Below are 23,325 nucleotides of genomic sequence, written 5' to 3' on the forward strand. Positions count from 1 at the left end.
AAGGGGCAGACGAATGCTTGCATTCCGCCTGCCCCCTCATCATGCTGCTGGCCGCAAGCATCACCCGCTAGTTGGCCGTATTATACAAGCTCCGCAGCAGCAATTGATCTTGGAGCTGTTCTTTGGTCAGCTGCGAGGATAGGCTTGATTTCAAGACGGTTACCTCTTTCGGGGCATTCGCCGAAACATCGAAGTAATTGTCGCTGAAGCGGCAATCCGCATCGCGCAATTTCAATTCCACGAATTTGGCGAACGCCTGACCCTCTACGCGAATATGGAAGGCATCCGCTTCTTCATAGACGGTCGCCGTCAGATTCGGATCGGCAAACTCGAAGTGCTTCGGCTTCACGAACAGAACGGTCCCCTCGCTTACGATATCCCCTTCCCGCTTCAACGAGAACTCGAAATACGAGGATCTTAGACGGTCATGGTCCGCGAGCTGCTGTGCAAAGTCGAACTCAATCGCCTTCACGCTGCTTAGACGGTCCACGTTCATTTCCATGGAGCCTTGCTCCAGGACAGCCGATCCCGCATCCCGAAGCTTCCACTCCAGTAGAGCCGGGACAGCATCCGGCGATTCGTTCGAGACATGCAGCTCAACCTTCGTGCCCGTCTCCATAGCCGAAACCAGGAGCGGATTAAAGAACCGCTTGGACGCATAATGCAGCGCCTTCCACCTTCCGAACGAATCGATGCTCGACCAGGAAGCGACCGGCCAGCAGTCGTTGAGCTGCCAGTAGATCGCCCCCATGCATCTGCCGCGATGCCGGCGCCAGTGCTCGACGCCGTATTTGATGGCATCCGCCTGCAGAAGCTGGGATACATAGACAAGCGAGTCCAGATCCTTCGGATACAAGTAGTTCTCCGAGATTTGCGACAAGATTTTCCCGTTGCCCCCCGGACATCTCTGATGCTGCTCCATAATATACGAGAATACGTTGCGGTCTCCCGGCTCCGTGAACGATTCGATCGTCTTCAGCTCCGGGAAGGACTGGAAGCCGAACTCGGAACAAAAGCGGAAGTAATAGTCGCGGTATGCGGTAAACGGCGTCGTTCCATGCCATACTTCCCAGTAATGAACATCGCCGCGGTCCGGATCGTTCGGCTTATCGAAGCTGCCTCCCGACGAAGGCGAGGCTGGCCAATAGAACTGGTTCGGATCATGCTCCTTGACGACTTCCGGAAGCAGAATCTCGAACTGCTTCAAATAGTCGAAACGCAGCTTAGGCGTCTTCGGGAAGCCCCAGTCCGCCCAACCAAGCTCCAGCTCGTTGTTGCCGCACCACAGTCCGAGCGAAGCGTGATGACGGATTCGGCGGATATTATCGATCGCTTCCTGACGGATCGTCTCGGCGAACGCGTCATTCATATCGTACACGGCGCAGGAGAACATGAAGTCCTGCCAGACGATCAAGCCGTACTCATCGCACAAGTCGAAGAAGTAATCTTCCGGATAAATGCCGCCGCCCCAGACGCGGATCATGTTGTGATTGGCGGCTACGCAATCCTGGATAAGCCGCTGCGTCTTCTCCCGGCTGCAGCGGCTCAGCACGTTATCCTCGGGAATGTAATTGCCGCCCATGCTGAAAATCGCTTCCCCGTTGATGACGACTTCGAACGATTCACCCCATTCGTCAGGCTCCTGGCGCACCGTTATCGTGCGCAGACCGATCCGTTTGACTTGACGGTCAAGTAGGGTGCCTTCCTTCTTCAATGCAATCTCCACATCGTACAGCGGCTGCTTGCCATAACCGTTCGGCCACCAGATTTGCGGGTCCTTGATCGCGATTGAAATCGTCGATTTCTGCTGTTCTACGGTTGCCGTGCCACTCAGCGTGCGGCCATTCGGCTCCGTGACGAGAACTTCGATCTCCAGCTGCCCGCCGGACCAGTTATCCGGCTGAACGGCCACGTCCAGCACAACCTTGCCTTCGCCATGATGCTGCGTCATATATACATCCTGAAGACGCGCTTCGGAGAACGTCTGGATATAAATATTTCGCCAGATCCCCGCATCCGGGACGACGGGACCCCAATCCCAGCCGAACATATAGTGCGCCTTGCGCAAATGGGCAAACGGCATATCGTTCAAATTAACCGTCCACAGATCGTTAACCGCGTTCTTCTCGTGAATATATTTGACCGGGGAGCGGAAGAGAATATGAATGTCGTTTGCGCCTGTCCGGATGTACGGTTTGATGTCGAATTCATAGGTGCGGTGCATATTATCCGTCGTCGCGATCAGGGTGTCATTGATTCTTACTTCGCTGAGCGTATCCAACCCTTCGCAAACAAGCAGCACCTTGTCTTGAGCGAGCAGGTCGGCATCCACCGTGAATTGCCGCCGGTATTCATAATCATGCTTGGCAGCCTCGGTCGTATGCTTGTCGTTATCGCGGTAGAAAGGATCGTCCAGCATCCCCAGATTCAGCATATCGGCCACGACGGATCCCGGGACCTGCCCGGTTAACCAATCCGCGTCGGTGGTCTTCTTGAATGCCCACTGTCCGTTTAAGCTTAGTTTATTCAAAAGTATGCTTCTCCTCTCAAACTATCTAAATTGAACGATTGATTTGACACAATCCGCTACGCAGGCAGAATGCTCTTCCGATCGCTGTTGTTCCCGGATTTCTTTGAATCAACGTGAATAGGTTAAAATCCGGGAACAAAGGCGACCGCTGACGCATTTTATCTATCTCTATTTGAACTGCGGCAGGACATCCTCGTGAATGCTCATCAATTCCCGGATCGCCAGGAGAGCCTGCTTCTTGTCTTCGATAGCCGGATCGAGCATAACGGCTTCTTCCACCATCGCCCGGTCTCCGTTCACCGCGGCATCGGCAACCAAGCTATGAACGGCCGATACGTTGGCGCACAGCTCGCCTACCGGATCAGGCAGCGCGTCGATTCGGGCTCCTTGAAGCTGACCGTCCTTCACATATGCCGGAACTTCCACGATCGCCCCTTCAGGAAGATTGGAGATGAAGCCTTTGTTGGCGATGTTGACCATATCCAGCTTGAGCGGCGTTCCGTGAACGAGCGCATCGATAACGAGCCCCGGACGTTCCCACGATCTTCCCTGCATGAGAGGCAGCCACGGTCCTGTGCCGGCGGCGGCGGCTTCCATCATGCGGATCCGCTCTTCGCGTTCTTCCGGATTGCCGTGATAGCCATGGGCGCTCGCCGGAAAGGAGAGGTCGTACGGCAGAAATTCGCCGGTATGGGAATCGCCGGCAAGCGGCAGCCAGCCGTATTGATCGAACCATTTTCTCGACCGCTTATTCCAGGGCCATGCACCTTTCTCGATCGCTTGGCGGACTTGCGGCAGCAAATCTTCACCGCTTTGCTTGTCGCGGACCGACAACAGCCAGCTGAAATGGTTTAGCCCCCCGCTGACGATATCCAGCTCGTGCTGATTGCGTCCGAGCCATTCCCCGATTTGCTCGTAGCCGTCGATTCCCCCGTTCGCCACGTTGCAGAAGCCCGCCGCCCGAATGGACGTATGCCGGGTAATGGCCGTCATGACGCGCGGCAATGGATTCGATACGTTAAACAGCCACGCTTGCGGACATAGTCGTTCCATATCCTTGGCGATATCGAGCATTAACGGAATGGCACGCAGCGCATAGGAGATGCCCCCCACGCCGCCGCACTCGCTCGTAATCTCATTCAGTCCGTATTTCTCAATGACGGCCCGGTCCATGGCATACCGTTTGACAATGCCGACCGCTACCGACGTGCTGACGTAATCGGCACCGCGCAGTGCCTCTTCCCGGCTCGTCGTCGCTTCGATCAGCATGTCCACGCCTTGCTCTTCCGCCATGCGGCGGGCGATCCCCGCCATCGTTTCCGCCATCTTCCCGTTCACGTCCATCAGCACCAAATGGCTGCCGGGGAACTTCCGCTCCACGATCAAATCGTATAGCAGCCCCATGCTGAATACGTAACTCCCTGCGCCAATCATAGCGATTTTCGGATGTCTCATTATCGGTTTCCTCCTGTAGTAAGCATCTATATATGGCAGGGGCTTTACCCAACTACGCCCGAACGCTCGACACTCTCGACGAAATAGCGCTGGACGAACAAATACAATACGATAAGCGGCAGGATGGCAAGCAAAATGCCTGTATCCACGACCATGGCCACATGATTCGGATCGGGCTCTGCGCCCGGACTGGCGATCATCAAGGCATTATTGATATATGCCGAAGCATGCGCCGGCAGCGATGCGATTTTATTCGACAGCAGCTCGGCTTCGCCCATGAAGAGCGACGTATAGAAGGTGTCGTTGTACTGCCATACGAACGCAAACAGCATGACCGTAATCAGAGGCGCGGTTGCGTTGGGCAGCATGATCCGGAAGAAGGTTTTGAAACCTCCCGCGCCATCGATAAGGGCCGCTTCCTCGATTTCTTTCGGAAGTCCCTTGAAGAATTGTCTGAAAATATAAATATACAAGCCCGACTTCAAGCCGTTGGCCGTCATCGACGTAATGATCGATGGCGTCAAGGTATTGATGGTATTCACGCCGTCTTTCCCGGTAAACAAATGGATGATCCCCATAATATCGAAGTTCCGGAAGTGAAGGTACATCGGCACCATCAACGTGCTCGTCGGAATCAGAATGGTCAAGATGACCAGCATGAACAACACATTGCTGCCAGGGAACGAGAAACGGGCGAAGCCGTAACCGGCCATTGCGCATGAAGCCGCCTGCAGCAGCATCGTGAGCACGACGTATAGCAAGGTGGTGCCGAGCGCCGGAAAGAAATTCAATACTTCGGCGGCCATCTTGATGTTATCCCACGTGAAATGCTGCGGAACCAAGAATATCGTCGGATTATAAATGTCTTGTTTATCCATGATCGCAACCGATATCTTCAGCAGGATCGGATAGATGATAATGAATGAAATCCCGATGATAATGACATAGCGGAACAGCGACCACAGCCATGCGGCCGACTTCGTTCTTACGCGGTTTGTCCGGTACATCAATTCTGTTTGCTGCTGCATCTTCGCAGGTGTCATCGATGGAAGCGCTCCTTTCCTGCGGATTAGTTTTGATAAAATACTTTTCGGGATACCAGCGCGCCGACGACGACCAGCACGAGCCCGACCACGAGCGTGTACAGCCATGACATGGCGGCGCTTAAGCCGAAGTTCAGCGATTCGAAGGCCGTCGAATAGACTGTCTTCGTCACTTGGCTCTGCATGAACGAGTCGATGATCGTGTAGATAATATTCGTTAGGATAAGCGGGCTGACCATCGGGAACGTGATCTTCCAGAAGGATTCGTATGCCGTCGCGCCTTCAATCTTCGCCACCTCGTACATCGCGCCCGGAATGGATTGCAGCGCAGCGAGGAAGATCAGAATCTGCACCCCGGAGCTGCTGATGATGTCATAGATCCGCAGGACCGCATCGACGAGATAGTCCACGAACACTTCCGGGACGCCGGCGTCTATCAGTATATACATCAGCGATAACGTGTTGAACTGCCCGGATGCGCCGCTCATCTCCTCGGCAGCATTCGCGTCGCCCAGCAGATTGAGCAGTCCTGCCGACTCGGCAGCGCTCACGGCTGCGGAAGTCAGAATGACCGGCAGGAAGAACATCGACCGCGCCAAGGAGCGGCCAGGGAATTTCTGATTGAGAAGCGTCGCCGAGAACAAGCTGAAGAACAGAATCAATGGAACATTGACCGCCATCGCGCCTACGGATTCGACCAGAAGCCGGTTGAAGGTCGCGTCCTCGAACAGGGCGTACTTAAAGTTGCTCCACCCGACATACTCCAGCTGATACCCGCCGGCCGTGATCGTCAGCTTGTTCAGACTGAACTGGATCGATTGTAATAACGGGGAGGCGAACAAAAACACGAATCCGAACAGCCAGGGAGCAATGAAGACCAGCCCGAGAATCATTCGTCTCTGGCTTAAGGTCAGCTTTATTTTCCTCATCCCTTCTCACCGCCCACCGCATAATTTTGTCCGCCTACCGTCAGCCCGTCGACCACGGCAGGCTCCTTGTTGTAATTCACGTATACAGAGGCTCCGTTCTCGTACTTCACCTGTACGACGCCTTCCGCACGTATAATGCGGTTCGACATCGGAACATGCCGCAATCCGGACAGAACGCCGTCCGCTTCTTCATACATAGCCGCGGCCTGCTTGTACCAATCCTTGTAGTTGGACGAATACATCGTATCGAACCGGGTAAATTTGACCGTCGATGAAGGCTCATACGACCACATGAAGTGCGGTGCCGCCCCTAGCTCGATCGATTGAAGCAATTGTTTCCGCATATTCTGCTCGTCGGCCAGATTAACCGCCGCACCGGCATAATCGATATACCCGTGAATGACCATTTGATAGAACGGCACTTCTTCGTCCGCGATGTTGAACCGGCTCGTCGATGTCGGCACGTCGATCAGATGGCTGGCATAAGGCCAAGCATAGGCGTTCCCTCCCGCAATCATCAGGTCCGGAACTTGGACTGCAATCGCCCCGAGCTGCGCATCGACGATATCCTTCGCCTTCTCGCGATGAACGACCCGGTTATTGCGATAATCGGAATGAAGATCGCCGCCGAGATCCCTTAAAGACAAGCTCTTCATATCGTAGGAATCGTATCCTTCCAGGAAGCGTTCAACCGCATACGGGAGCTTGACCGGCGACAATAGGTAGTACGTGCCCAGATCGGCGTCCATTCTGTTCAAGGAACGGTTATAAGGGGAACGTTCCGCCGCCTCCCTGGTAATGAAGCGCGCCGCATCCGAAGACTTGCTGAACCCCGATGTGCCGAATACGTGCTGGAACGCTACATCCGGATACAGCCCACCGCCTGTTTCCGCTAATTGCCGATCCAGCTGCTGGAAGCCCTTTTTTCCTCCAAGCTTACTGTCCAGCTTGATCCGGGTTGGAATCGAATGGTCGATCCCTTGATTAAACCAGCCGAGATAACGCATGCGAACATTCGATATCCCGTCCTCCTGCAGCTGCTTCAATATTTCCCCGGCCTGTTCGAATGTCGTCATCGAGACGAGCGCGTTATAGGGCACGCCCAGAAACGATTTATTCTTCGATATGGCGCCGATCATGTCCACGTAGAAAGGAAGCTTCGCTTCCGGCAGCGGTTGGAACGCCTTGCTGCTCAGGAACATCTTCCGGTACTGCGCTGCCATTCCCGCATAATCCGCTTCATCGCCCGACAGGAAGCTATACCGGATTTGGATATTGCCCTGATAGCGTTCGCCGCTCGTGATCGCAACTTCCTTGCTCTTGCCTCCTGAAGTCATCTCGAGCGTATCTTCTCCGCGGATAGCGAACGTGCTGTAGACATAATTGTAAGCATTCAATTTGCCGCTCACATCGGCATTGATGCTGGCAATGGCATCCCCTTCGTCAATGACGGCGAACCAGGCTCCCTCATCCGCTTTCATGCCATACACCGGCATCCGCGCCGCTTCGCTCACTTGAGCGCGGGTGCGGGAGCTGTCCGTCAGATCCGGCCCGTATACGACTTGACTGTAGGAATCGTCATTGATTTTGCCGTTATTCAGATAGATCAGGCTGCCCGTTCCGTCCGGTACGAGCATGTACCCCTGCTCGTCCTCACCGGCCGCTCCAAAGAACTTCATCAATTCAACGGTTAGGATCGAAAACCCGGGCTGCTCCACAATCTCGTCGACCGGAACGGTTACCAGCAGCTGATCGTCCGCCAGCCGATATTCCAATGGAATGACGAATTTCGGTTTTTTCGACAGCGTCTCGCCGCTTACCTCGTTCTCTTGGTTATCGATGGCCAGATCCTCATCCGTATATCCGGCCTTATCGAACGCCGCAACCATCTTCTTCAGCACAAGATCCCGGGATACGGTTGCATCCAGCCGTTCGTATACGTTGGGATCGGATTCTAACGGATAATAACGCGCAGTTACATATTTAGCGGTTGCCTCGTCCAGGTTATTCAAGACCCGCTCTTCAAATCTCTGCTTGCTGATATATTTGGGCAGCACGTCAATGCCCTTGGAGGTGTCGCCCAGCGTATACGTTACGCGGATGCCATCCTGAATACGCTCGGCAACAAACTGCTTCTTATCCACGCTTTGCGCAAAATTCGTGTACGACGTCAGCTTCGTCAGCTGATCCCGGAACTGGATCGTGACTTGCGACGACAAGTTCTCCTTCTCGAAGGGCGTCGCCTTCCGATCCTGCTGCCGGCTTGCCGGGTTCGAGAACCATGCGCGATCGCTCCGCTTGTCCCGGACGGCCACCTCGGTCGTTTCGGGGTTGTAGTATAATGCCAGGCTGCCGGATTCGGCCGCCAGCTTCATACCGGGAATGCCGGCCGAGCTGTCGCTCAGGAAAGTAAGCTCGGCAGCCTTCTCCTGCTCCGCCTTGACCGGTCCGAATTTCGACAATTCCGCCGCAGGCATGCCGCGCTGAGTCAGAATAAGCGCTATGACGATCACAATCACGATAACGCCCAAGGTAACGAATCCTGCTGCCGCATACATCCGTTTGTTGTTTGTCATTATGCGGCCTCCTTACGCTCTAAAAACAAGTTCGGTGTATAAATTAACGATGAAATCGATAATCTGCTGAATCATACTGAACATCAACATACCGAGAAAGACAACGATGGCCATGACAATCAGCGTGAGCAGCATCGTCACGACCGTCCGGGATGCGGTATATTGATGCACGGTCATCATCCCGATGAACAGTAGATAGACGAACCACAGAAGCGCGAATGAATTGAGCAAGTAATAGAAGGCCGTTTCTTCCTGTGCCATGAAATTGCTCACGATCGTCGTCGGCAAGTAGATCAGGACCATCGGCACCAGCGAGTAGGCCGTGGCCATGACAATATCCTTGAACCGGCCCTCGCCTTCCATCAAGGTCGTCACCGACCAGTTCGATACGCACCATAGAACGAACGGAATCACGATAAACTTGAGCTCGTCGATACTGTTCAAATAACGCGGGTCATTCATATTGACCAGAAAGCCGGCAAATTGCTTCTGCAAAATCATGACGACAGTGAGGAGGAACACAATGGCGAATGAGACGCTTAAGCGCCCCTTTCCCTCGTATTTCATATCCCAAAACCCTTCGAAAGGATGGGTAATCAACCTCAGCGGAAATTTAAAATGTTGCATTACGTCGGCGTCCCTTCCTTCGTCTCCAAGTTTTCACGATTTTGTACGCGATCCAGGCCAAGAAAAGCACGACGCACCCGGTTAAGAACGTCCCGATATGCTCCTTCATCTTTTCTTTGCGGTATTGCTTGTAAGCGACCGAGTAGTATTTCCGGTTCATGCCCTTCTCGAAATACGCAATCGCTTCCCCGCTTCGCTTCTCCATCAGCAGCGATTTGCCGATTCCGATATAGGCGATGTCGTAGTTGGCGTTCAAGCGCAACACTTCTCTCCAGGCGTCAGCCGCCTTCTCGTCTTCCCCGTTATGATGCAGCGCGACGGCCTGGTTCACCTGATGGCCGAATTCGGTCGTCTCGAACAGCACGACCCGCGCTCCGCCCCGGTCCAGAACGGCGATCGTTTCCCCGATCCCTTCAACGGCGGCCGGCGATTTGAACGTGCCGAGCTGGTTGCCCTTGCTGCCGAACATATACAGCAGGTTGCCGTCGGCGTCATAACAGAACACGCGGTTGCGGAGCGAATCCAGCACGATGAACATGCCGTTATCCAGCACTTTAATATCCGTCAGCTTGGAAGGTCCGCCCATCGCTCCCCGGAGGAGAAACTGGATATCCCCTCTCACGGGATGATAGCCATACCGCTTCAGCACGTCCTCGCCGGCGGGGTTCAGACGTTTGACCGGCATCTCCGACCCCGGGTCGATATTCGTGGCATAGACGAACCCTTTGCGGTCGATATCGACATTGGAGAATTCCGTCGGGACAAAGAGCGCCATCTTCTCCCGCTGCGCCTTCGTCGCCAATCTCCGCCAGAGCAAATCGGCGGGATTGCTCTGAATCTTGATCGTTCCCGCATAACCGATAAACTTGCCCTTCTCATCGAACTGCATGATCCCTTCGAACACGCCCCTTGCGATGACGAATACGCGATCCGCGTTGTCGACGGTGATTTTCCGCGGGTAAAATTTGAAGTTCGGCGGGAGCACTTCCGATTTCGGGTTTTCGAGCATCCGGACGAGCTCGCCTTCGGCGGACAGAATGACGATCCGTTGATTCTCCGTATCCGCTACGTAAATCCGGTCCCCCTTGACGAAGATGCCCTCCGGATTCTTAAATCCGTCTTTCTTGCCCTCGTTCTGAAATTCAGCGATAATGCGGATCAGCTTCCAATTCCGGTCGGCAACGACGATCCGGTTATTGCCGCTGTCCAGAATATAGATGAACCCATCTTCCGCGATATACATGTCATTCGGATCGCGGAAGTGTCCGACGCCCAGATCCTGTCCCGATATCGACTTCGACGGCATATAGGCGGCAGGCATCGGCACGGCTTCTTCATAATAATTGTAGTTATAGCTCTCATACGGTGCGGAAGCATTGGCCACGGGAGCGATTGACGCCAGGATGACGAACGACACGATAGAGAGAATTATTTTTTTCATGGCCATCAGAACTTCTCCCCCTTAATCCTTCATCCCGGACGTGGCCATCGTTTCGATAATCCGGCTTTGCGAGAACACGAACAGCGTAATCGGCACGCTCATCAGCAGCAAGGCCACTGCGGCTCCGACGCCTGCGCGGGCAATCCCGCCTTGAATGATCTGGTTCGTGGCATAGTGAAGCGTCTTGAGCTGCTCGCTGTAGATGAAGCCGTTGCCGTCGGTCCCCCACAGAATTTGGAACAGCAGGATGATCAGCGTCAGCCATGCCGGTCTGACATTCGGCATGACGATCGTCCAGAAGATCCGGTATTCGTTCGCGCCGTCGATCTTCGCTGCTTCCAATAATGCATCTGGAATCTGCTCCATGAACTGCTTCATTAGATACAGACCGAGCGGATAAGCGAACGCCGGAACGATGACCGCCCAATACGTATCGATCAATCCGATCCATGACATGATCATGTAGTTCGGAATCGCCGTCACCTGAGGCGTGAACATCAACGATAGAACGACGATCGTAAAGAACGTCTTCTTCATTGGAAACCGATGCTTGGCGAGCGGGTAAGCGGCTGCCGACGCAAACAGCACATGGCCGAGAATCCCCATCCCCGTTATGAATACCGTATTGAATATATAACGGGTGAACGGAACCCACGAGGCGGTGAGCAGGTTGAACAAGTCGGAAAAGTTGCTCATCGTCGGATTCCGTACGAACAGCGTCGGCGGGAACACGAAGATTTCATCGAGCGGTTTAAATGCGGCATTAATCGCGTAGACGAGCGGCAGCACCATGAATGCGCCTACGCCCGCGAGGAAGACAAATAATGCCGCCGTGCCCGCAAAGGAACGGTTTACGCGTTTTTTGCGCAGCCTAAAGGCCATATTCATGATCGTCACTCACCTACTTTTCTCAATAATTTTTGGACGATCAGATTCGTTGCCACCATGATGATGAACAGAACGGTCGCAATAGCCGAAGCAAACCCCATCTCGAACCGGATGGTGCCGAAGTCCATCAGATGCGTCACGATCGTTTCCGCAGCGTAATTGACGCTGGGCGATCCGGCCAGGCTGATGGAAACGTCGGCCACGGCGAACGAGGTCGTCAGCTGGATCACGGCGCCGAACATGAGCTGCGGCCTCATCGACGGCAGCGTAATATACCACAGCTCCTGCCAACGGTTCTTGATTCCGTCCACCGCCCCCGCTTCGTGAAGGGTCTTGTCGACGGTCTGCAGACCGGCAATAAACGCCAGGAATCCCGTCCCCAGGCTAAGCCACAATTGAACGATAATGATGATAATCAGAATGTAATCTTCATTCCTCAGCCACTGGATCGGCTCGAGCAGAACGCCGATTTTAATCAGCAGACCGTTCGCGATGCCATATCTGTCGCCGGAGAAGATCATCTGCCAGATGAAATAGATATTCCCGGATATGGACGGCGCATAGAACACGAGTGTCAGAATCGCACGCAGCTTGGGAGACAGCTCGTTAATAATCCATGCGAAAATAAAGCAGGCGATATAGCTCACCGGTCCCGTAATGGCGGCGAAGAGCAGCGTATTCTTGATGGCGATCAGAAAGATGTCGTCTTCTAGAAACAGCCGGATATAGTTCTGCCAGCCGATGAACCTTGGCGCCTCCAGCATGTTGAAGTAAGTAAAGCTGATCAAGAGAGACATGATCACCGGCAATACCGTAAACAGTGAAAATAATAGCAGATATGGCATCATCAAGATGTAGGAATGCTTTGCCGCTTTCATTTCCTTCATCTTGATCGCCCACCAGGAAGGGGGCTTTAAGGACGGATTGGGGGCTCCGGCCTTGATATTCGTCGAGTTTTGCATCCTTAACCCCTTCCTTAGTTCGGCAGACCAAATTCAATTCGTTTCAACCGAATTTCATCTTGAATGTACTGACCGTAAGTCATCATCGCTTCACGCGGATCCACTTGCTTGTTGACGACCTTATAAAAAGCGTTGATCAGATGGCGTCCCGTGAAGTAACCGCCGGGCACTTCGGGAATGCCGCGTACCCATTCGAATTGGGCCTTCAGGTTTCCATAATCGTTCACCGGCCACGGCAATTGGTCGAGCGCATCGATATTGGCGGTTGGATAGCGGGCAGCCGCACCCATTAAGCCTTCCATTTCCCGGCCGAACATCGTTTGAATTTCCGTGCTTGTCCACCATTTCATGAATTCCCATGCCGCATCCTGGTCGCTGGCCTGCTTCAGCATGACAACGGCATTGCCGCCGCCCGGTACTGCCCGGTCGATCGAGCCGTCCGGCTGAGGGGTGCCCGGTACGGGCGCAAATCCCCACATCCCCCGAATTTCGGGAGCGGAGACGGACAACTGGTTGTAGGTCGTATAGTCCGCAATGCCGATCGGCATTTCCCCTGTCCGGAACCGGTTGGAAAAGTCGAATTCGACAGGCAATTTATAATCCGTATAGTATTCCGTCCATAATTTGAAAGCGTCGATGCCGCTCTCGGAATCCAGATCGGATTCCTTGCCGTCATTCCGGTAGAATTCGCCGCCCTGCTGCAGCAGCTTCATGGCGAATACCGAGTTCGGCGGGAGGTTCTCGCCCGGATAGCTCGGCTGCGTAACGATCGGAAGCCCGAATTCCATATGGTTCTTATCCAGTACGGCAAGAAGCTTGTTGACGTCTTCCCATGTTTGCGGGATTTCCAGCCCGAGCTCCTTCAGAATGTCCTTGCGATAGAACAGCATATTGAACGTTTGCGTTTCCGGTAGCCCGTAGACCCCCTTGTTGTAGGTGTACGGTACCATGGCGCTCGGACGGAACCGATCCGAAACCTCTTCGAAATCCGAGAATTGCGATAGATCCGCAACGGCATTCCGCATCGCGTAGTTGACGGGCACATCGTTGCCGATCTGCATGGCAACATCCGGGCCCTGCCCGGCTAATGTGGCGGGAAGCAGCGTTTGCATCTGCACCAGCTTCAAGTCGACGCTTATTCCCGTCTCGGGCGTGAAGGTCTCATCGATCATCGATTTAATGGTTGTCGCCTGATCGCGTCCGCTGCCGATCCATACCGTAATGGCCTTCTTACTGCCGCCTTCGTCCGTATTGCCGACTTGATTGTAGTCAATGAAGAAGGAATAGAAGAAGGTCAGAATTTGATGCCACAGCTTGGCGAAGAACGACGCTTTGCCGCTCGGCAGCTTCTCGGAAGGCGAAGCGATATAGATCGCGTCGATTTCAAGCGGATGCTCCTTCGCTTTCAAGATCCAGGTTCCGATCCCTCCCGTATTGACCTTGAACGCTTTCAGCCGGCTCGGGATCGTATCGGGATTTGCGATCATCTCGTCCAATTGGAGCGTCATCGTCATCAGCAGCGCTTCCTGGTCGCTGCTTTGTCCGGACAGCTGCTTTAGCCGCTCCGTGACCGACTTGAGCCGCTCGCTCTCCGCTTGGAAGCCGTCCAGAAGGCCGGGAATTTGCTTCTCTACCCGGTAATCCCGGATCTCGTCGGGCGAGGATCCGGTAACCATCAATATTTTGCGGTACATCCCGTTCAAATTTAAGAGGCTTTCCTCGACTTCGCGAATAAGCGAAGCATATTGTCCCAGGCTCGTCTCCAGCCGCAGCACATGCTTGCCTTCCGTCAAATGAAAAAGATACGGATTGTCATCGCCCATCACATCCATCCGGTATCCGCTCTGATAACGGAAAGCGACTTCATCCATCTCTTGAAAAGGCACTTGGCCGTCGATGGTTAATCTGCGCGTCGAATATGTACCTCTGACAAAGTTCTGCTTGCTCTTGATTCCGATTTTGTACAATCCGGTTTCCGGAACGTTAACTTCCCATTCCACCCACTGCCCGGGTATACGCCAATTGAAACCGCCTATCGTGTTGATTTTCACTTTGGATGCGCTGTACGGATAGACGGCCGGACTCGAACGATCGGCAAGCGGATAGAGCGTAGGCGATGATTTGCCCGAAGCATGCTCGCCTTGAATCACGATCATTTGCCCTTCCGTTTCCTTCAATCCTTGCGCCTCATATTGTTTAAGCATCTCTGCGTAGGGAATCGGTTCATCCTGCTGATATATTTTAAGATGACGAATGACCATCGGCTCTCTTTGCGATACCATCGTCAATGTGTGTTTGCCTTTGGATAAGTAGAACAAATAAGGTTTCGTATGATAACCTTCCAGGTCCTTGAAGATCTCTTCCTGCCACTTCGGGCTTTCGATCTGTTTGGGGCGAAGCGCATTTCCCTGATTATCCGCTTTGATCTCATCCGATTCATTGCTCCACACCCGCTGGAACTGCATATAAGTCGCTTCGGTGAATGGAATTTCGCCGTCGATCAGCAAGGATCGTTCGATATTCGAGCTCTTGCCTTCCACTGGAAAATATAAGGCCGACAAATTGTACATGCCCGCTTCTTCTATATTGACTTCCCAACTGATTGCCCCTTGCTCGCCGGTAACAATCGACATGCCTGCCATGCCTTCGTATTGCTCAACCTTCTGCACTTCCATGCCATCGATACTGGAGTAGTCTGCGGCATTCACAATCATTTCCCGCTTGGGGCGGGATTGGTCTTGATACCGTTCCAAGTAATCCGTGTAGGTCAGACGATCGTCAGTGTCATCAAGCAGACCGGAATCCGGACTGTCCATATCCGCAGCCGGAGCATTATTCTCTTCTGTGGCATGGGCGACCTGAAGTTTCCCGCCAGGAGCCAGGCCCGGCATCGAGAAAAGCAAAATCGCAACCATAGCCGTTACTGCAAGCTTTCTGAGCCCATGTTTCCTTCTCAATGTCAGTCCTCCGTTACAATTTCCGTATCGCTCGCATGACGCCTGCGATCGAAATTAGAATCCGAACAGGAAATTACCGCGAGAACGCGGCAATTTCCTGTTCAAACGATACCTATATCCGGTTATTTCTTGCCGAGCGAGTCTATCGCTGCCTGTGCTTGCTGCTTGTACTTCTCTACCGTTGCCGTAACGGAAGCATTGTTATCGATGATTTCATTTACTACGTCGTTGTATGGGTACCCCTGATAAGCCCCGTCCAATGAAAGCAAACCGGTTCCGGCAATATGCTCGCGCAGCATCTGAATGTCTTCCTCGTACTTGTAGCGTTCTTCCAAATAGTTCTGAGAAGGATATTCTTCGGTCTGAGGAATATCTTGCATTTGCTCATAAATGCTGAATACGACGTCGGCATTTTTTACGCCCTTAGGGATGAATAAGCCATGTCCCTCAAGCGAGTAGGTATATTCCTTGCTGCCTTTCGGCCCCATTGGAATCGGCACAAGCCCGAACTCGAACGGAAGCTCCCACATCTGCCAGTCGGCCGTGATGAACATGGCGACATCGCCGCCCTTGAAGGTATCCATTTCTTCCCAATTGGACTTTTTGCCCGTTTTAATTTTCACGACATTCTCTTCGTTATAGAGCTTGTTAACAAACTCCAGCGCTTCGATCATTGCGGGATTGGTCAAACCTTCCTTGCCGTTGACATCGTCGGTAACTGCAGCGCCATTCGATGCCGCGAAATCTCTGCCGGCTTTCGCTGCCCAGCCCGAGAAGCCCCATACATCGATTTTTCCGTCATTGTTCGTATCTTTCGTTGCCATTTTGGCGAGTTCAAGAAACTTGTCCCATGTCCATTCACCGTTGTTGTACAATTCATGCGGATCGGGAAGGCCCAGCTGCTTGAAGATGTCCCTGTTGTAGTGCATCATCACGCCGTTGGTCCCAAGTCCGTCGAAGCCGTACTCTTCTCCGGCGATCTTAGGGGCTTTTCGCAGCAGTTTATTTTCATTGTTGATGTCCGAATCCGAAGAAGTAAACTCGCTTAGCTTCGACAGTTGACCGTTTAATGCGGCTGCAAGCGCATGCGTATACTCGATCCGGATAATATCCGCGAACGGTTCGCCCGCCAGCGTCGTCGTTACGAACTTCTCTTGCAGCTCCTCATACGGGAGCGAAATATACTTGATCTTCACGTTATACGTCTTTTCCAGCTCGGCGATTTTGTCCAGCTGCGCTTTACTGGCTGCCGTATCGCCCTTCGGCGTACCGTCCCAGTTCTGTGCAATCTGAATCGTGCGGCCGCCCAGATCGATCTTCGCCGGCTCTTCCGGCGTATTCGCCGAAGTATTTGCCGGGGTATTCGCCTTGTTGCCCGAATCGGATGGCGTGTTGCCCGTTTCGCCGCCGTTCTTGCTGTTATTGCTGCCGCAAGCCGCCAATAACGAAATCAACATCGTGCAAATGATTACTAGAGTGATTGCTCTCATCTTTTTCACTGTCTTGATTCCTCCAAAGTTCTATTTTGTTCGACACCATATAGCAAAACCTTCCCCTAATGAATCACGCAACGAACCAAGCAATAACATGATAACGCTTTATTAACCAGTTATTGGTTTGTTTGGTTCGCCTCTTCACTCATTCTCTTATACAAAAACTTGAACAAATGAACCCCCAAATTGAAATACGAAAGCTTCGCAACTTTTTGGACGTAGTCTGAAGGCGCCACCACCATTTTGAACAAATTGATTGAGAACGTTTTCAGCTAAATACTAACATCTGATAATAATTAGGTCAATACTGTTAGTCTAAAATTTGTTTTTTGTTTTTATAATTTTATTTTTTGTTATGTGATATTGTGCTATTCATATCTGAACCGGTTATTAATTCATACTAAAAAACGGATGAGCAGCACGTGAAGTGCTGCTCATCCGTCATGTCGGTTAAAGTCGATTGCTATTTGTTTCTATTTATTCCCATTATAGTCGCGCAGGATAACGTCCGCATATACGAGTGTTTTTTCGAAACTGGATTGGGGATTTGCAATTCTCCATAGCATGATATCGACCGCCCGCATGCCGAGAAGCTCCTTATTGACGTCGACCGTAGCCAGCGTAGGGATCAGCTCGTGCGTATTGTCAAATCCGGTTACCGCGCATTGTGTAAGCGCTATCCCGCGATTATGAAGGACACCAAGCACTTTCTTGGCATTCGAATCATTCGCACAGACGAACACCTCCGGAAGCTCATCGGCGGGAATCGCGGCAATCGCCTGCTCAACCTGGTCTTCCTCGGCATCGATCAACTCCGGTCTTTGCTTGCATTCCAGCTGGAATTCTTCCAACGTGGCCCGGAAAGCGATCCATCGTTCGTAGAAGCTCTGCGCATAGCCGACATTCCCGACAAACTGAAAACTCTTATACCCTTTGCTTATCAGCTTGGTGATCATTTCTTGCATGCAGGAAAAGTTATCCGTCAGGATCGTATCGCAGTGCAGGGTCGGATCGAAGTGATCCACCATAACAATAGGAATATGCAATTCCTTGATATCCAGCAGAATCTGTCTGGAGATCGTCCCGACCGTGATGATCCCATGAATGGCATCGGGATTCAACAACGAGAAGACATGGTCGCTCGTCGGTTCCGTCAACGTCAATATATCCAGTCCCTTCTGATTCAAGCGGACCGATACACCGTCAAAGATAGGGCCCCAATAGAGGGAATCCCGATTTTGAAACCGAATATTCGGAAAAAGAACGACAATTGTCCCCGACCATTGCCCGGAATCGGTATCTCGTAGTTCTTCGTTGCGTGATTTGGGTGTGCTCTTGAAATACCCCAGCTGCCCGGCAGCCTTCTGAATCATCTCTCTCGTCTTCTCGCTAACGCCAGGCTTGCCGGATAATGCGCGGGATACGGCAAATTTCGAAACCCCCGCCAAATCGGCAATTTCTTGCATGGTTACTTTACGTCCCATGGCTACCATCCTATTTACGATTGATAAGTATACTGCATAAACCATAACATAACATGTACCTGTTTTCAAAACAAATTTTTGATTTTGTTTGCATTGTTATGTTATTTCATGGTTTTTTTATTCAAAAAGAAACATATAAAATTCCACTTCTTGGATCATTAGGATTGAACACCATTGCGCACCAATTCACAAGGAAAACTTCTGTTGGGCGGACAGTACCTGCCGTCATTTCGTAGAATTCCGTGATAAAATGAAACCAGTAGAACTGCGAAGCCGCATCGTAAACAGCCGCCGCCTTCTGCATAAAATGAGACGCTTACGCTTGCGACATGCCTGTGGGCTGGTTGATGGAAAGAAACTAGCATTATAGGGCGAGATAAGGCGATGAGGATAGTAGCCATTACGAATGAACGGACCTCAGATGCGCTATTTCTAGAAATACTGAGTCATTGAGGCGGAAACGGACACCAGATCCGTTATTCCCTCAAATTGGGATGAATTAGGGCCGTTTTGTTGGGAATAGCGGATTCATTGTCCGCAAGAAGGCTGGAAACGATTGTTTTGTCACCAATAACGGATCGTAAGTCCGAAATCGGCGGGTTACCTACATAAGCCTAAGTTGGGGGAGGGGCGATTATGGTAGCAGGCAGCGAATAGTATGGTCGTAAGCATATAAAGAACAGGCTCTGCACAACATTAGGGACTGATGACGAAACAGCATCATGAAAATAAAACAAAGGAGAACGATAGCAATGACTGAACGTACAGATTGGAAGAATGGCGCTATCGGGCATAAGTTTATCGCGTCTTTCAGCGGAGGGAAGGATAGCGTACTCGCCCTGTATAAAGCGATGAAGGTTGGAGATGCGGTTGGACTGATCGTCATGCTGGAGGAAGAAGGGAAGCGCTCCAGATCCCATGGAATGCCCCCGGAGCTCATACGTGCCCAAGCCGAAGCGATTGGCCTGCCCGTATATACAGCTGCAGCGAGTTGGGCGGATTATGAAGAAGCGTTTATGCGCCTACTGGCACATGCTAAAGATCAAGGAGCGGAATTGTTAGTCACGGGAGACTTGGATATGCCTGCTCATGGCTGCTGGCATGATAAGGTTACGAAGAATGCCGGATTAAAGCTGGGGATGCCTCTTTGGGAGATGGACCATCGCGAAGCGGTCGAAGAATTCATCAACCTGGGATTCGTCACGATCCTTGTAACCGTAAATTTATCGTTAGGTATGCGGGAAGACGATCTGGGACGCACATTAACCTACGAATATGTGAAGGAACTGGTCGAACGTGGTATCGATCCCTGCGGGGAAGGCGGCGAGTTTCATACGACCGTAATCGACGGGCCTCTCTTCAATCATCCGATTCCCGTTCGCAAAGGCGAGATCATCAAGAATGGGGAATATGCGTTCTTGCCTTTGGAGCTCGATCAGAAGGTGTAACGGATACTTATCTTTAGTCGCTTGTTGATTGCACCTTCTAACTTAACTAAAAGAGACTAGGTGGTTCCAGTGAATACAATCCTAATCATTGAAGATCACGAAGATGTCAATCTCATGCTCGCACAAGCCTTGACCGATGCCGGCTATACCGTGAAATCCGCCTATTCCGGCACCGATGGACTCATGGAAATCCGGAATCATTCGTATGATTTGATTCTGCTCGATATTATGCTCCCTTACAAAAGCGGGGATGAAATCCTGAAAGAAACGCGGCGGTTCTCGGATGTCCCCGTTATTATGATCTCCGCCAAGGATGTGGTCGGCACGAAGATCGACCTGTTGCAGCTCGGAGCGGATGACTATATTACAAAACCCTTTGATCTGGGCGAGGTTGTGGCGCGGGTGGAATCCAATTTGCGGCGTGCCCATAAACAACTCCAAAACGACAAGGTTTTTCGCTATAAGGATTTGGCGCTGGACAGCAATACGAAGCGCGTTACGGCAAACGCTGTCGAGCTGGAGCTGACGGCAACGGAATATCTGATCCTGGAACTGCTGCTGAAGCACAGCGGCAAGGTATTTACCAAGTCCAATCTGTATGAATCGGTCTGGAAGGAAGAATACATCGGCGATGATAATGCCGTTAAGACCCATATCAGCAATTTGCGCAATAAGCTCAAGCGAGCGAATCCGGATGAGGAATATGTCGAAACGGTGTGGGGCCTGGGATATCGGCTGTACAAACCGTGAATTATCGGTTTCCTGACCATTTTGCCGCTCCCCTTAACCTTTTCTAAACCATTGGGAATTACACTGAAGTCAGAAAGGGCAGGTGAGCAGCATGAAACAATATGTGGTGAAAACAAGCAACCTGACAAAAACCTACCGCGGTTCTTATGCGCTGCGCAATGTGTCGATTAAGCTGGAATCCGGCAAAATATACGGTTTAATCGGGCAGAACGGCGCAGGCAAGACGACGCTAATGCGCATTCTGGCCGGGCTTTCTTTCCCCACGGAGGGCAGCATCGAGCTGTTTGGCCATCGCGGCGAGCGCGCTTTGCAGGAGGAGAGGAAGCGGCTGGGCTGCATCATCGAGAATCCCGGATTTGTTCCCCATATGACTGCGCGGGAAAATCTGAAGCTTCACAGAATCATGCGCGGTGTTCCCAACAAGGAAATGGAAGGTGAATTGCTGGAGCTGGTCGGACTTGCGGACACGGGCAATAAGAAAGCCAAGAACTTCTCGCTCGGCATGAAGCAGCGGCTAGGCATTGCGATCGCTCTGCTCGGCAACCCTGAATTGCTGATCCTGGACGAACCGATCAACGGTCTTGACCCGCTCGGCGTCGTGGAAATTCGTCAGCTGCTGAAGAAGCTGTGCGAAGAACGGCAGATGGCCATTCTAATATCCAGCCATAATTTGCCCGAGCTCTACCAGACCGTAACGGATTATATCATCATCCATAAAGGCGAGATCAAGCAAACCCTCACCCTTGCGCAGCTGGACGAAAACTGCAAGCGTCATCTCCATATTAGCTGCGATCAGCCGGATAAGCTGACGAGCGTATTGGAGATGCAGCTGAACACCTCGCATTATAAAGTCATGCCGGATAATACCGTGAAGCTATATGATTATTTGGATGATATGGATTCAGTGGCCAAGGTTATCTATGACAATGGTATTGTCGTAACGAGGCTTTCGATCGAGGGAGATACGCTTGAAAATTACTTTATTTCGGTTATAGGCGGTGATCAGGATGCTTAATTTGATCCAGGCGGATTTATTTAAGCTACGCGAATCGAAGGCCATTCTGATCCTGCTCGGAATCACAACGATATGTGCGGCAGCTATGGTTATGATGGCCTATCTGATCCCGCAGGGCAAGATTGAAGCCAGCATGACCGGAATCGGATTCATGTTCTCGGATATCAACATGATCAGCATTCTTGGCGGTGTGATCGCGGCCATCTTCATCTGCGGGGATTTCGATAACAAAACCGTCCATAATGCGATTACAAGCGGCGGCAGCAGGGGTGCTGTCATCGTTAGCAAGGCAGCCTTATTGGGTGCTGCCCTGGCGTTCATCCTGCTTCCCTATGTCATCGTAACCGGAATTGCACTAAGCTCAGGCTTCGAGTTCAGTATGGGGTCCGTAGCCGTAGGTTTCCTGCATCTGCTTACGTCAGAGGCTAGTACAGCCTTTTCCGCAGCAGAGACGGGGAAAATGCTCGCTGTCATGCTGACCTTGCTAATCGTATACGTGGCACAATTGAGTATCTGTATACCGCTTGCCTTCGTGCTTAGAAAGCCCATCTTCGTGGTTGCGATTTATTATGGCTTCTCCATTCTTACGGCCCAGTTAATGAAAATAAGCGATAGCTCGCCGGTATTTGACCGTATTTTCTCCTCTACGCCATATGGAGGGAACTATGCCTTCGTGACATTGGATACGGGACCGGGAGACATGATCCAGGCCATCACGGTTAGCTTGATCTTTATGATCGTCATGCTTGCCGTCACATACGGCATATTCAGAAGATCGGAAATAAAGTAACTGAAAGGCTGGTGAACGCGTTGACTATAGCGACGGCCGTTTCGGTCCTGCTCGCTCTTATGCATGCCTTATATATCGTCTTTCTTCAGCGGCAGCTGCGCAGCATCAACCGGCAGCTGAATAAGCGGCTGACGGAGCATACGCGTCAACCAATAAGCTTGGAGCTTCTGAGCAGGGAGCTGAATACGCTTGCGGTTAATATTAACAAATGCTTGAAGGCGGAGGAAAACCTCCGCCTTCATGGCATTCGCGAGGAAAAGCGCTTCAAAGACCTCATTGCCAACATTTCGCATGATTTGCGGACACCGCTTACGGCTATCAAGGGCTACCAGCAGCTGCTTGATAATGGCGAGCTTAGCGGCGATCAGCAAAAAAAGCTTCACATTGCCCGGAAGCACGCCGATGAATTAGGTAGGCTGATTGAACACTTTTTCGAGTATTCCTATCTTCTGAGCGCAGAGCCGGAACAGCATATCGAACGAATAAACTTGACGAACCTTGTAACCGACTGCCTTGCAGCTTCCGTCACCGCATTGGAAGCGAATAAGCTGACCGTGCGCATGGAGGAGTCTCCCCCCATCTTTGTCCATACCGACAAAGACATGGTGACGCGAATGATCCAAAATCTGATTCGTAATTGTATTCAGCACTCCAATGGAGATATCGAAGTAAGTCTGCTGCAGGCTGTGGACAGAGCAGGCCTATCGTTGCGAAACCCTGTAAAGCATGCCGCCGACCTTGATGTTAAGCGGCTTTTCGACCGCTTCTACACAGGTGATCAAGCAAGGAGCACTTGCACGGGGCTGGGCTTGTCGATCGTCAAGCTATTAGCGGAACAGTTGGGCGGAAGCGTAATTGCGTCCATGCAAGATGGAGTTCTTGAGATAAGGGTTGAGCTGCCTAAGATGAATGGAATGTCGAGTAGGGAATAAATTAC

At 51.9% G+C, this 23,325-nt stretch carries 17 protein-coding genes; 5 read left to right on the top strand and 12 right to left on the bottom strand.

The features are described 5' to 3' along the window. Positions 1–67: 67 nt before the first annotated feature. From L1F29_RS33590 to L1F29_RS33645, 12 genes are all read right to left on the bottom strand, one after another. Positions 68–2,530 carry a beta-mannosidase gene (locus L1F29_RS33590; RefSeq protein WP_258386295.1) on the bottom strand — a complete coding sequence of 821 codons (2,463 nt, stop codon included), beginning with the start codon at positions 2,528–2,530 and terminating at the stop codon, positions 68–70. A gap of 168 nt (positions 2,531–2,698) precedes the next feature. Beyond that, the gene (locus L1F29_RS33595) at positions 2,699–3,985 is read right to left on the bottom strand and encodes a family 4 glycosyl hydrolase (protein ID WP_258386296.1); all 1,287 of its coding nucleotides are present in this window, start codon (positions 3,983–3,985) and stop codon (positions 2,699–2,701) included. Positions 3,986–4,029: 44 nt separating this feature from the next. After that, entirely contained in the window at positions 4,030–5,028 is a 999-nt protein-coding gene (locus L1F29_RS33600) for a carbohydrate ABC transporter permease (RefSeq protein ID WP_258386297.1), read from the bottom strand. Positions 5,029–5,054: 26 nt separating this feature from the next. Next, entirely contained in the window at positions 5,055–5,957 is a 903-nt protein-coding gene (locus L1F29_RS33605; RefSeq protein ID WP_258386298.1) for a carbohydrate ABC transporter permease, read from the bottom strand. Continuing rightward, positions 5,954–8,533 carry a DUF5696 domain-containing protein gene (locus L1F29_RS33610; protein ID WP_258386299.1) on the bottom strand — a complete coding sequence of 860 codons (2,580 nt, stop codon included), beginning with the start codon at positions 8,531–8,533 and terminating at the stop codon, positions 5,954–5,956. Before L1F29_RS33610 ends, L1F29_RS33605 begins: the two co-directional genes overlap by 4 nt. 12 nt (positions 8,534–8,545) lie before the next feature. Next, positions 8,546–9,160 carry a Yip1 family protein gene (locus L1F29_RS33615; RefSeq protein WP_258386300.1) on the bottom strand — a complete coding sequence of 205 codons (615 nt, stop codon included), beginning with the start codon at positions 9,158–9,160 and terminating at the stop codon, positions 8,546–8,548. Beyond that, the gene (locus L1F29_RS33620) at positions 9,147–10,601 is read right to left on the bottom strand and encodes an NHL repeat-containing protein (RefSeq protein WP_258386301.1); all 1,455 of its coding nucleotides are present in this window, start codon (positions 10,599–10,601) and stop codon (positions 9,147–9,149) included. The genes L1F29_RS33615 and L1F29_RS33620 overlap by 14 nt, the downstream gene beginning before the upstream one ends. Before the next feature lie 21 nt (positions 10,602–10,622). After that, positions 10,623–11,489: a carbohydrate ABC transporter permease gene (locus L1F29_RS33625; protein ID WP_258386302.1), complete on the bottom strand. Its 867-nt coding sequence runs from the start codon at positions 11,487–11,489 to the stop codon at positions 10,623–10,625. A gap of 5 nt (positions 11,490–11,494) precedes the next feature. Continuing rightward, positions 11,495–12,376 (bottom strand): carbohydrate ABC transporter permease, encoded by an 882-nt coding sequence (locus tag L1F29_RS33630; protein ID WP_373876580.1) that lies wholly within the window; start codon positions 12,374–12,376, stop codon positions 11,495–11,497. Positions 12,377–12,465: 89 nt separating this feature from the next. Beyond that, entirely contained in the window at positions 12,466–15,414 is a 2,949-nt protein-coding gene (locus L1F29_RS33635; protein ID WP_258389897.1) for an extracellular solute-binding protein, read from the bottom strand. A 116-nt stretch (positions 15,415–15,530) separates the two neighbouring features. Further along, positions 15,531–16,898, bottom strand: a complete 1,368-nt coding sequence (locus L1F29_RS33640) for an ABC transporter substrate-binding protein (protein WP_258389898.1) — start codon at positions 16,896–16,898, stop codon at positions 15,531–15,533. 476 nt (positions 16,899–17,374) lie between these two features. After that, on the bottom strand, positions 17,375–18,385 hold the full coding sequence (locus L1F29_RS33645) for a LacI family DNA-binding transcriptional regulator (protein ID WP_258386304.1): 1,011 nt from the start codon (positions 18,383–18,385) through the stop codon (positions 17,375–17,377). 752 nt (positions 18,386–19,137) lie between these two features. Between L1F29_RS33645 and L1F29_RS33650 the strand changes: the two genes are divergently transcribed. From L1F29_RS33650 to L1F29_RS33670, 5 genes are all read left to right on the top strand, one after another. After that, the gene (locus tag L1F29_RS33650; RefSeq protein WP_258386305.1) at positions 19,138–19,833 is read left to right on the top strand and encodes a Dph6-related ATP pyrophosphatase; all 696 of its coding nucleotides are present in this window, start codon (positions 19,138–19,140) and stop codon (positions 19,831–19,833) included. A 69-nt stretch (positions 19,834–19,902) separates the two neighbouring features. Beyond that, complete coding sequence (locus L1F29_RS33655) at positions 19,903–20,583, top strand: response regulator transcription factor (RefSeq protein ID WP_258386306.1); 681 nt, start codon at positions 19,903–19,905, stop codon at positions 20,581–20,583. A gap of 91 nt (positions 20,584–20,674) precedes the next feature. Continuing rightward, entirely contained in the window at positions 20,675–21,598 is a 924-nt protein-coding gene (locus tag L1F29_RS33660; RefSeq protein WP_258386307.1) for an ABC transporter ATP-binding protein, read from the top strand. Further along, on the top strand, positions 21,591–22,388 hold the full coding sequence (locus L1F29_RS33665; protein ID WP_258386308.1) for an ABC transporter permease: 798 nt from the start codon (positions 21,591–21,593) through the stop codon (positions 22,386–22,388). The genes L1F29_RS33660 and L1F29_RS33665 overlap by 8 nt, the downstream gene beginning before the upstream one ends. A gap of 11 nt (positions 22,389–22,399) precedes the next feature. Beyond that, a complete protein-coding gene (locus L1F29_RS33670) occupies positions 22,400–23,320 on the top strand; it encodes a sensor histidine kinase (RefSeq protein ID WP_258386309.1) in 921 nt (306 codons plus the stop codon). Positions 23,321–23,325 lie beyond the last annotated feature (5 nt).

This window comes from Paenibacillus spongiae, assembly GCF_024734895.1.
Taxonomy (GTDB): domain Bacteria; phylum Bacillota; class Bacilli; order Paenibacillales; family Paenibacillaceae; genus Paenibacillus_Z; species Paenibacillus_Z spongiae.